General features: G+C 37.6%; 9 protein-coding genes and 1 pseudogene. 5 read left to right on the top strand and 5 right to left on the bottom strand.

Annotated elements, in window-relative coordinates; genetic code table 11:
* The first annotated feature begins 17 nt into the window (after positions 1-17).
* A complete protein-coding gene (locus LG296_RS02555; RefSeq protein ID WP_404427383.1) occupies positions 18-857 on the top strand; it encodes an NERD domain-containing protein in 840 nt (279 codons plus the stop codon).
* 736 nt (positions 858-1,593) lie between these two features.
* A complete protein-coding gene (locus LG296_RS02550; RefSeq protein WP_404427382.1) occupies positions 1,594-3,282 on the top strand; it encodes a methyl-accepting chemotaxis protein in 1,689 nt (562 codons plus the stop codon).
* Positions 3,283-3,516: 234 nt separating this feature from the next.
* Here the strand turns inward: LG296_RS02550 and LG296_RS02545 are convergent, their stop codons facing one another.
* The 4 genes and pseudogenes from LG296_RS02545 to LG296_RS02530 form a co-directional block, all read right to left on the bottom strand.
* Positions 3,517-4,503: a GGDEF domain-containing protein gene (locus tag LG296_RS02545; protein ID WP_404427381.1), complete on the bottom strand. Its 987-nt coding sequence runs from the start codon at positions 4,501-4,503 to the stop codon at positions 3,517-3,519.
* Between the two features lie 273 nt (positions 4,504-4,776).
* Entirely contained in the window at positions 4,777-5,049 is a 273-nt protein-coding gene (locus LG296_RS02540) for a hypothetical protein (protein WP_107931685.1), read from the bottom strand.
* 140 nt (positions 5,050-5,189) lie between these two features.
* Positions 5,190-6,515, bottom strand: coding sequence for a sensor histidine kinase (locus LG296_RS02535; protein ID WP_404427380.1), 1,326 nt, complete (start codon positions 6,513-6,515; stop codon positions 5,190-5,192).
* A gap of 1 nt (position 6,516) precedes the next feature.
* Positions 6,517-7,203 (bottom strand): annotated as a pseudogene (locus tag LG296_RS02530) (response regulator transcription factor).
* Positions 7,204-7,411: 208 nt separating this feature from the next.
* Between LG296_RS02530 and LG296_RS02525 the strand changes: the two are divergent.
* Positions 7,412-8,416, top strand: coding sequence for a DJ-1/PfpI family protein (locus LG296_RS02525; protein ID WP_404427379.1), 1,005 nt, complete (start codon positions 7,412-7,414; stop codon positions 8,414-8,416).
* 72 nt (positions 8,417-8,488) lie between these two features.
* Entirely contained in the window at positions 8,489-9,103 is a 615-nt protein-coding gene (locus LG296_RS02520; protein ID WP_404427378.1) for a DUF2306 domain-containing protein, read from the top strand.
* 79 nt (positions 9,104-9,182) lie between these two features.
* Here the strand turns inward: LG296_RS02520 and LG296_RS02515 are convergent, their stop codons facing one another.
* Positions 9,183-10,112, bottom strand: a complete 930-nt coding sequence (locus LG296_RS02515; RefSeq protein ID WP_404427377.1) for a ketopantoate reductase family protein — start codon at positions 10,110-10,112, stop codon at positions 9,183-9,185.
* Between the two features lie 257 nt (positions 10,113-10,369).
* Here LG296_RS02515 and LG296_RS02510 point away from each other — a divergent pair, with 257 nt between their 5' ends.
* Entirely contained in the window at positions 10,370-11,224 is an 855-nt protein-coding gene (locus LG296_RS02510; protein ID WP_404427376.1) for a dimethylarginine dimethylaminohydrolase family protein, read from the top strand.
* Positions 11,225-11,320 lie beyond the last annotated feature (96 nt).

Here is an 11,320-nt window from a genome sequence, read left to right as displayed (position 1 = left end):
TGATTACGACAATTTAATTGAATCGAGGTAGCAATATGTTCTCTTTTTTTAAAAAGAAACAACAACCAAAAGAAACTTCTAAAGCAATTCCACCCCAAACTGCAGCTTTTCCAAAAAATAATGAACAACTGGCAAATCGAAAAGGAGAACTTGGAGAATATAAGATAAATATTCAACTAGATCAGTTTCCGAAGAACTATAAGCATATAAGTGATTTGATGATTAAAAATGCGAAATCGTCTACTGGATTCTCACAAATCGATCATATTATTATCACTCCATACGGTTTATTTGTCATTGAAACAAAGAATTATCAGGGGACGATTTATGGAGGAAAAGACAGAAAAACCTGGTTAGTAAATGGTAAGTTTAAAATGATGAGTCCGCTTGTACAAAACTTTGGACATATTCAGGCTATAAAAAATGTTCTCGAGCCTTCATATCAAGATTATTTTATCTCAATGGTTTCTTTCACAAAACGATGTACCTTTAAAATTGATGAAGAACTTAGGCAGATTTCTTCCAATGAACTGGTTGTCTATGATATCGAATTATCGGAGTTTATCAACCGTAAAATTGCAATACGTAAGCTGCAAAATGAAGAACCGTTCCTATCGGACATTGAGATAGATTTAATTTATCAAACATTAAACAATCTTAATATCTCTGATTCTACACTCAGAAAGCAACATGTCGAAAATATCAAAATTACAAAATCTAATGATAATAAGGAAATTAAAAATACTTGTTGTATCTGCCAGAAACCCGTTTCAGAAAAAGTAAAATCATTTTGCCTTTCCAATAAAAAATTCAATGGACAGATTTATTGTTTTGAGCATCAAAGGGTTGTTAAATAACAGGCATTGATTATTCAGATACATATTTTATGGGGATTGTTAACAGTCCCCTTACAGTTTATTTAAAATTAATCTTCTAAAAATATCTATCTATACTTATCCATTCAATCCCCTCCCCCAACCTCCCACCATAACAAAATTACCATCCACATAATAGAGAAAAAACTACCTAACTCTTAAGCTAATTCCGTTTGTTATGCTGTAGTTTAACGGTTCCATCAAATGGTAAAATACAGGGAATATAAGCGCTTATATTGTAAAAAGAGTTTGAGCTAATTTAAAAGCATCATGAAGGAATCGACAGAAGAATATTTTATTAGCATAACTTTTAATTTATTGAAGCTTAACCTGACCGCCCCGCATAACTGAGAAATCTCTTTATCCTAAAAGGGTTTCAAGCTGCCCCTTCGAGACAATAAAGTTCTTTCAACACTTGTTGCTTCCCCCGATGCTAGAAGTTGTAAAAACGACACTGTTTTTTTCTTAGTAGTTGTATGTCTCTTTAGATTGCTGTTCCGTGTTTATCTTAATCAACCTAATTTCATTTTAAGAAATAATACGTTTTAGAATTAAAAGAATTTTAAGCTCCTTACCGTTTTGCACAAATAGATAGTAACCTTTCCTAGTAATTTTAATCCATAATAGGAAAATACTTATTGTGCAAATCAATTTATAATAAACCGATATTAAATTTGGGATTAGTTTTATACAAAAGTATTTTGAAAAGGAGCATATGATGAACATAAAAAATAAATTATTTTTGGGATTTGGAATTGTATTGTTAATTTCCGTTGTTGCATTTGGAAGTATGTTTAGTTCATTAAAAAGTATTGGAGAATCTTATACAAACCTGGCGAATAATGAGGTTCTAAAGTTAAATTTGGCTCAAGAAATTCAATATAATGACCTGATGCTAGCTACTTCATTGAAAGGAATTATCATTGACCCCAATGATCAGGAAGAAATAGAGAATTACAATACATATGCAGAACAACTTGCTAACAATATTACAGAAGTACGTTCTTTAATAAAGATTGAACGCGCAATAGAGATTTTTGAGGAACTGGATGAGTATAATCAGGAATTGGTAACTTTAGAGAGTCAAATGATGGAACTTGCTAAAACTGACCGCGAAAAAACTTTAGAAATCTATAAGAGTGATTATGCTGCAATAAGAGAAGTATTCTCAAGTAATCTAGAAGAGTTCAAACAGATCCAACTACAAAATATCTCTACAAAAGCAACGCAAGATGAAAGTCTCATTAGCAATAGCTCGACTTTCGGAATCATTGCCATTGTTATTTCAATCCTGGCAAGTGTTCTTGTTGCGATGATTGTTGCAAGATTTATTACAAGACCCATTAATACAGTCGTTGATAAGCTAACAGAATTATCCAATAATGATGGGGATTTAACTGCTCGACTCACTATCAAGAGCAAGGACGAAATTGGGAAACTAGCGCAATCGTTTAACACGATGATTGAGAATATCCAAAGAGTCATTAAGCACGTGCAAACTTCTACAGTGGAAGTGGCTACTTCGGCAGAGGAACTCTATGCTAGTGCGGAACAAAATACCTCCGCAACTGAACAGGTGACGACGTCCATTCAACAAATCGCTTCTGGTACAGAGAGACAGCTTAAAGGAACAGAAGACAGTTCCATTGCAATGGGTGAAATTGCACTAGGGATTCAACGCGTTGCGGAGTCATCCACTAAATTGGCGGAAGCTGCTCTTAACACAACGCAAGAAGCAGAAGAAGGCAATGTGTCCATTTCAAAATCGATTACACAAATGAAGCAAATTCAAAGCTCTGTTACAAAAGCAGAAGGCAAAGTGAGTGAACTGAGTCAGCTATCAATTCAAATCGGTCAAATTCTAGATGTCATTACAGGAATTGCCGATCAAACAAACCTTCTTGCTTTAAACGCTGCCATTGAAGCAGCTAGAGCAGGAGAACAAGGAAAAGGATTTGCCGTTGTAGCAGATGAAGTGAGAAAATTAGCAGAAGAGTCAAAGTCTTCTGCATCTGAGATTACATCACTCATTACTCAAATTCAACTAAACACAAAAGAAGCTGTAGATTTTATCAATAATGGTTCAAAAGATGTGAACACAGGCCTTTATATCGTAAACGAAGCAGGAAATGCGTTTGAATCGATTCTTTCATCCATTCAACTCGTAACTGAGCAAATTCAAGAAGTCTCTGCCTCTGCAGAAGAAATCTCCGCAAGCACTGAGCTCGTAGCGAGTTCTTTAGAAGAGTTAACAATGGTTTCAAAAGAATCATCGTCCAATTCACAAAGTGTGGCAGCCTCTTCTGAGGAGCAATTAGCTTCAATCGAAGAAATTTCTCTCTCAGCAGAAAACTTAACTAAAAATGCAGAACAATTACAAGTTCTTGTAGGAAAATTTAAGGCCTAACCTGTAAGGGTGCTCTAAAAGTTTTGTCCATAATTTAATTTGAAATAAACGTAAAGGGAAGGAGAGCCACTATCAGCTCATCTCCCCTTTTCTACTTTGCATTTGACCTATCCTTGGCTAAGCACTACTACCGCCTTCGTAGTTCGAAAACCTGCACCTATAGCTCACATACATGGTTTGGGCACAGCAAAAGGAGCTAGAAGTCCCCTTCCAGTCCTTTCCATTCAAATCAACTCAACTCTCTATAAGCTCCAAATCACAGCCCTTTTCCTTATACATCGCTTTGTCTGCTTCTTTAATGATTTTATCTAAGTCTGCATTAGCAACTTCTGTTGTGTAGGAGCTTCCGATGCTTGCTGAAGCTTTTATCGTTTGGTGATTGATAGTCAACGGTTTTTCGAGAGCAGATTGAATTTCTGCCGTTAGACTTGCTAGCATTTGATTATTTTTATTGGATAATAGAATCACAAATTCATCTCCGCCTAATCGACACAGTAAATCTGTTGCTCTAACACCATTTAACCTAGATACAACTCCCTTTAACAATAGATCTCCTACTTCATGTCCATATGTATCATTGATTTGTTTAAATCCGTTCATATCAATAAATAAAAGTGCGATGGAATCTACTTTTGAATCTTTGAGTGAATCAAACTTTTTCTTTAGTAATAATCGATTGGCAGCCCCGGTTAAAGTATCGTAATACGCTAATTCCTCGAGCTTGGCGTTTGCCTCTCTTATCTTGTGAATGAAAATTAATAAAAAGACTGTAGTAAAAACACCAAACATAATCAGATAAATAAAGTCTTCATTTCCGACATTCGGGAAAATTTCATCGTGAAGAATAAAAAAAGCATAAACCGTAAGCAGGCTTGAAAGACTCCCTGCCACTACAACCAATTGATAGACATGGTAGATGGCACATAGAGGAAGCACTAGCCACATAAATAGATAATTTACTAAATATGGAGAATCATTTAGTAGAAAATAAAAATAAATATACATGCAACTGACCATTCCATACATCGTAATCTGTGGATATACTTTTTTGTGAATCAATAATGTCAGGATTATCCCAACTATAATAAACATGAATGCAGGTGGGAATACACTTGCTAATCCTTCTATGAAAATATTAGTCGTTGCTTGTATGATATAAAAAATACTAATTAAACTAAATAACAGTGCATTTCGCCGATGCATCACTTTATTACCATTCATAGCTGATCTTCCTATTCCTGTAGTAATGGGGTAGAGTTCGTTCGTTATGTACCCCTATAAATATAGCGTTCGTCCACTTAATTATAACTTATGAAACTTCCATATGTTTGAAAAGGTTCTCGACTGCCTCACTTACCACGGCTACTTTACTAGATAAGCTAGCCGATAGGACCCAACAGAAAAAGCCCACACCTTTAAACCAAGGCATGGACTTCATCCGTTCGAGTAATTTATCATTTTATTTTTTGTTCTCCATTTTTCTTAAGTTCCCTTTTAGTTATAGGCTTGTAGCTCATAGGAAACTTTTAATCCATCTTGTCTGTTTCTAAATGATAGGATTAGGGCGTCATTTGATAGCTGTTCGATACGCATGGTTGCTGGATTGTTGATAATTGGGTCTAATCTTTCACTTGCCTGTGTTATAGCATTATCAAGGTTGTCTGCGTTTAGTTTTAGCTCAATTAGTTGAATCGGGACAAAAAATGGCCTGTCCACCTTGCCAAGCAGTACCTCACTCTTATTTTCGATTAATTTCGCTACGTACATCGAGCTCCCTCCTTTCCTTCACCCTATGTGTTATTTATTCACTCGATTATAAAATATAAACATATTACAATAAAAATGGCCTCCTTTTGAGTAAGGAGACCACCTTTATACCGCTATTATTAGCACTTTATAATTAGAACTCAATTTCCGGTTTTAGCCAACGGGACCTGCCCTGTAATCATTGCACCACCTTCTGAGGCATTCCCTGCAACCAGTTCCCCGCCATGCTGTCGAATAACACGTTGTGAAATAGTTAAGCCTAATCCAGCCCCACCTGTTGAACGATTTCTTGATGCATCTCCCCTATATAATGGTTCGAACACTTTTGGGAGATCCTCTGAAGAAAAGCCCCTTCCTGTATCTTGAATTGAGAAGGTAACAAGCTCTTCATCCTTCTTGCACTTAATTATAATTTGGCCATTAGTAGGTGTATGCCTGACCGCATTATCGATTAAGTTATTCATGGCCCTCTCTAATAAATGTGGGTCCCCTTTCACCATGCAGCCCTTTTCCAAGCCTTCAGCAATAACCGTGATATTCCTTTCTAGAGCTTGTGGATTAAGGCTATCAATTGATTTCTTCAAAATAAGCCTCAGGTCAACTATAGTAGTGTTCAGCCCCACTTCCTGATACTCCGTCTTTGCAAACGTGAAAAGCTCCTCTACTAGTCGGTCCAATTGCGCTGACTTCTCTATACAAACTGCCAGATATTTCGCCTGTTTTTCAGGAGTACCTGCAATGCCCTGCTTCAGCCCGTTTAAATAACCCCGCAAAGCAAAGAGAGGTGTCCGTAAATCATGTGCAACAGCAGCAATTACAAAACGTCGTTCATCCTCCAATTGGATTTGCTTTTGAACGGATTTTTTTAAACTATCTACCATAACCCTAAATCCATCATGGACTTCCGCAATTTCAAAAATTCGAGAGGAAGGTAACTGGATATCCAAATCTCCTTCTGCAATTTGCCGCGCAGAGCGACCCATTTTCTCCAGAGGAATGAGAATATATTTTCGAATGGCATAAGCAACAATCAAAAACGCCACTATAACCCCTATAATTATCGCTACGATTTGAGTGGTTTTTGAATCAGCTTGATAGATTGCTACCCTTCCTAGTACTTTCCCGTCCTGTACAATCGAGAACTGCTCTTTTCTCGAAAATGAAGGCTCACGATTAGCGTCCGTTTGTAAAATTACCTGATCTCCTTCTGTCAAAATGGATACTTCCATATTCATTTGTTCTATCTGTCTTTTAAATTGATGCTGCCAATCCGGATCAGTCCATTTATCAGCTTTTTTTTCAATTAGATCCTTCGTTGCTTCCAAATCCAGTTGCTGTGCTTCATCCATATCAAAATTGAAGGATTTGGTTTCAGCAAAATGCGCCCCTACATAAAATATCCAAGGAAAAAGTAGGAGGATAAATAAACAGAGAACGGTGAACTTACGAATTCGAATGGTTTTCATCTTATTCTCCTTTGAAACGATAGCCAACACCCCATATGTTCACTATCAATTGCGGATCATTTGGATCAGCTTCAATTTTCTCCCTCAGCCTGCTTAGATGGACACGAATGGTATGCTTGTCACCGATTCCTTCCCAAAACTTTTCAAGTAATTGGTCATATGTAAAAACTTGCTTGGGATGTTTTGCAAACAATAGCAACAATTCGTACTCTTTTGGTGTAAGTGAGATGGACTGCCCTTCTATAAGCACTTCCCTTGTAGTTAAATCCAGCTCAAGTCACCCGTAATCCAGCACCTTACTTTGTGGGGCCTGCAAGGTATTAGAACGCCGTAAAACTGCCTTTACTCTTGCTACAATTTCTCCTGGCGATGCGGTTTTGACAATATAATCATCTCCTCCAAGTGCTAGGCCTCGAATCTTGTCCACATCATCACTTAAAGCACTCAAAAATAGGATCGGCACATTGTTTGTCATGCGAATTTGTCGACATAGCTCAAACCCGTTTTGTCCTGGCATCATAACATCAAGCACGATGCAATCTATTGTATTTTTATTTAACTCGGCAAGAGTCTCGGTAGTATTAAAAGCTGTTTTCACAGAAAAGCCATCGTTCTCTAAAAAATCCCTCATTAATTCCACAATGCTAATGTCATCATCCACAACTAGAATCGTATGTACTTCCTTCACGAAAATCCCACCCTTCTTTAGATGATTCTCTTTAAAATTTCAACCTTAGTTTATCATTTTTTCATTCAAGTTAACGGTGAACACTGGATTGTGATACTTTTGTGATTGTTTTGTACCACCCTTTGAGATATTAAAGGGATATTCTTCATTAATAGAGTGGTCATTAGGTTTCACCCCACTATTAAAAAGCTTAGATGGAGGAGTAAAAATGCACATCCAAATAGTATTGTTTGACGGATTTGATTTATTAGATGCGATTGCCCCTTATGAGGTGTTTACTGCTGCTGCCATGTATACAAATGAGGCAATTACCGTTAAGCTCGTGTCTGCTGAAGGTGCACGAATGGTGCCTAGTGGCGTAAATGATTTAAAAATACAAGCAAGTGAAAAACTCGACCTTAACTATAAAGGAATCATTCTTGTTCCAGGTGCCTCAGGTTCTGTTGATGGCAACGGACCAGATTCGGTACCTGTGAAGCTAAAAAATGCAACCGAAACGGAATTAAGTAATCTATTAAAAGAAGCCCTTCAAAAGCCCGATATATTACTTTCAACTGTGTGTGGCGGTTCTCTCATTCTAGCAATGGATGGTTTATTAGAAGGACGTCATGCTGTGACACATCATATGGGGATGGGGCTATTGAGTGCCACAAATGCTATTCCTATTCAGGCTCGTATTGTTGATGACGGTGATCTTGTAACGGGTGGCGGTGTGCCATCAGGACTTGATGTTGCCCTGTATTTAGTTGAACGAGAATTAGGTCCTCGTATAGCACATGAGGTAGAAAAGCTATTTGAATACGAACGTAGAGGCACTGTTTGGAAGGCTGAAGGAAGCGTGCCGAAAGTAACACAACAAGAAGTGCCAGAGGAAGAGTCAAGCAATGCTAGCATGGTGCAAATTCATAGGATTGTTGATGTTCTAGGTAAATGGGATACGACCATTGCTACTCCTATCGGAAAACTTTCCGTTTTACTTGATTTGGTCTCTGAGGATGGACGAATTGTAGGAACTGCTAAGCAAGGAAATGAAATTGTCCCTTTAAATCATCCGGTTCAAGAAGGCAATCAATTAAAATGGTCCATGAAGGTAACTAAGCCTATGCGTCTTACTTTAAAATTTACAGTTAACGTAGACGGGAATAACATGACTGGTGAAGCAAAGGCTGGTATGCTTCCTGCCTCAAAATTAAGTGGCCATCGCATATTATAGATAGGATAAAGGCTACATTTATAAGAGCAATCGCAGCTTCTTTCCCTAAGCATTATCGGAGGATTTCACTTTATGAAACAAAAAATAGGAATAATATTATTAGTCATCTCAATGATGTGGGTATTACACACATTTTCAAAGAATTATATAGTTGACCCTTCTTTTGAAAAATTTATTTCTAGGAAGGACCAAATTCTTACAGATGAACGTTTATGGATTTTGATGATTCGTATTCATATCTTACTTGCGATTATTTCGCTTATTACCGGGCCACTAGGAATTATTAAAGCACTTCGAGATAAATCAAGAAGCTTTCACCGATGGAACGGGAGATTATATGTATTGTCCATCCTTTTAAATTTCATTCCTGGTGTCTATGTCTCGTTCTTTGCAACGGGAGGATGGATAAGTGTTATAGGATTTCTTATTTTAAATACATTATGGCTAGGAACAACACTTCTCGGCTTTTATTACATTAAAAGAAAAAAAGTTATACTGCATAGCCAATGGATTACCAGGAGTTTCTTTCTTTCCTTTGCCAACATGACAATCTATGTAATTGTAGTTAGTGCACATAATCTTATGAATTTTGCTTATGAAAATTCCTACACAATAGCAGTCTGGTTAAGCTGGCCTCTTAATCTACTTATAGCGGAATTTATGATTCGTAAGAAGGTATTCATTTAATCATGTCAGACATATAAAAATTCGCACATGATAAAAAAAGGCTTAATTGTGTAAGCCTTTTTTCTATTTAAAGATTGCTTCAGTTTTTCACTCTGCCCAATTCATATGGTTTCAGGATGCCATAAAGCGTCTCGATAACCGGAATCGAGACATCATGCTTTGTAGCCAACCGCAGTGCCCCACCCTGCAAATGCTCGAGTTCGATTGGGAGACCCTTTCTTAGATCTTGATGCATGGAGGACGTTGCCTCTTTTTTGAAGCCAAGTAGCATATTTACGACACCTTCTACTTCACTATCTGTTAGATGAACCCCCTCTTTTTCGGCAAGCAAGCTCATTTCATGGATGACGTTTTTTGCTACATTAAGAGTCGCAGGTGTATCTGAGATAAAGCCTGATGGTAATTGCATTGCTGAAGTGATACCAGAGAGCGCTGTGATGAATGCATACTTAATCCAGAGGTGTTTTAGGATGTTTTCTTCTCTTATGAAATTGGATTTCAGCTGTTGTTGGATTTCTTCGATTTCATTACAGAGTGGCGTTTGTTCACTGTGAAGCGCTCCGTATTTTAAAATACTGGTTGGATTCGTATGCTCGACATGACCTTGTTCATTTAAGGTTGCAACAATTGTGGCAAGCCCGCCCATTACCTTATCTTCACCAACTACCTGCTGTAGCTTTTCGATATGCTCAATTCCATTTAGTAAAGGTAGAACGACAGCACCAGTTTGCTGTGCAATCGTTTGAATTTGCGGAATAACTGAATCGAGATGATAGCCTTTGACAGTGAGTATAATTAAATCTGCATTTTTCACTTGTTCAGGTGACGTATAAGTTGTGATGTCTTTCCTTTCAAAGTCACCTTCTGGACTGCTGATTTTCAGCCCTTCATTTTTCAGCTGCTGTGCACGTTTTTCTCTCACAAAAAAAGAAACATTTTGACCGACCTCAAGCAGCCTTCCCCCAAAGTAAACCCCTAGCGCTCCTGCACCAAATACTACAATATTCATAAAACAGCCTCCATCCCGAAAAATTACTAGATTATTAATATCTCTAAATATAACATATCTGATCTAGCATCCGCTTATAACTTTCTGTTTTTTCAGATAACATTTGCTTGGCGGATATAATGTGCAACTTGGCGGATATCTTCGAAAAATTGGCGGAAATATCAACAAAACTGGCGGATAAAGTACTAATTTCAGCGGATAAAATCCATTAACAATAGGAGAAACTAATACAAAGTAAAGGAATAGGATGGGGATTAATGAAGGAACATACAAACACAAACAAAGTTTTTTGTAGGAGTGAGTATGACACATTAAAACGGGTAGTTCTTTGTCAGCCTCAATATATGACGATTCGGCAGGTCATCAATAGTACGCAGGAACACTTTAAGAAGCAAGGGCTTCATATCGAACGGGCCTTGCAGCAGCACGAAGAGTTTGTAAATACACTTAAAAAGTACGATATCGATGTTGTTTTTTTACCGTATCATAAAAAATATCCTGAGCAGGTTTTTACAAGGGATATTGGCTTTACAATAGGCGAAACCATTTTTGTGGCGAATATGGCTACTGATGCTCGTTCTGGTGAGGAGAACGTTTTGAAGCAGTGGCTGGAGGATGAAGAAATCTCTTATTTTAATTTGGTGAAGGAAAAAATTGAAGGCGGCGATGTAATTATTGACCAGGATACCGTTTATGTTGGTCTAAGTAGTCGCACTACCCAAAAGGTGGCGGATCACCTGCAGCGTCTTTATAGTAATTTGAATGTGATTACGATTCCGTTCAAGGAGAAGTATTTGCATCTAGACTGTGTCTTTAATGTCGTCTCGCCCGATGTGGCAATTATTTATCCAGACGGTTTGACAAAAAAAGAAATCGACCTCTTTGCTTCACGCTATGATTTGATTAGTGTTTCAGAGCTAGAGCAATTTCAATTAGGCACCAATGTGCTAAGTATCGGCAACAAACGCATCATCAGCCTGCCGATTAATAACAATGTTAACGACCAACTTCGAAAACGAGGCTTTGAGGTCATCGAAATCGACTTTTCAGAAATCATCAAATCCGGCGGCTCCTTCCGCTGCTGTACATTACCATTATTGCGGGAAAACTAAAAAAACAGGCCAGGTCCACACCTAAAAGAGCACGTGTGAACCTGGCCTTCCATTATTCTGAATTGTTCTGGAATTGTGTGTGTACCTGACACCCGT

Source organism: Ureibacillus chungkukjangi (assembly GCF_044795995.1).
GTDB lineage: Bacteria > Bacillota > Bacilli > Bacillales_A > Planococcaceae > Ureibacillus > Ureibacillus chungkukjangi.
This window is presented reverse-complemented; position numbering and strand designations above follow the sequence as displayed.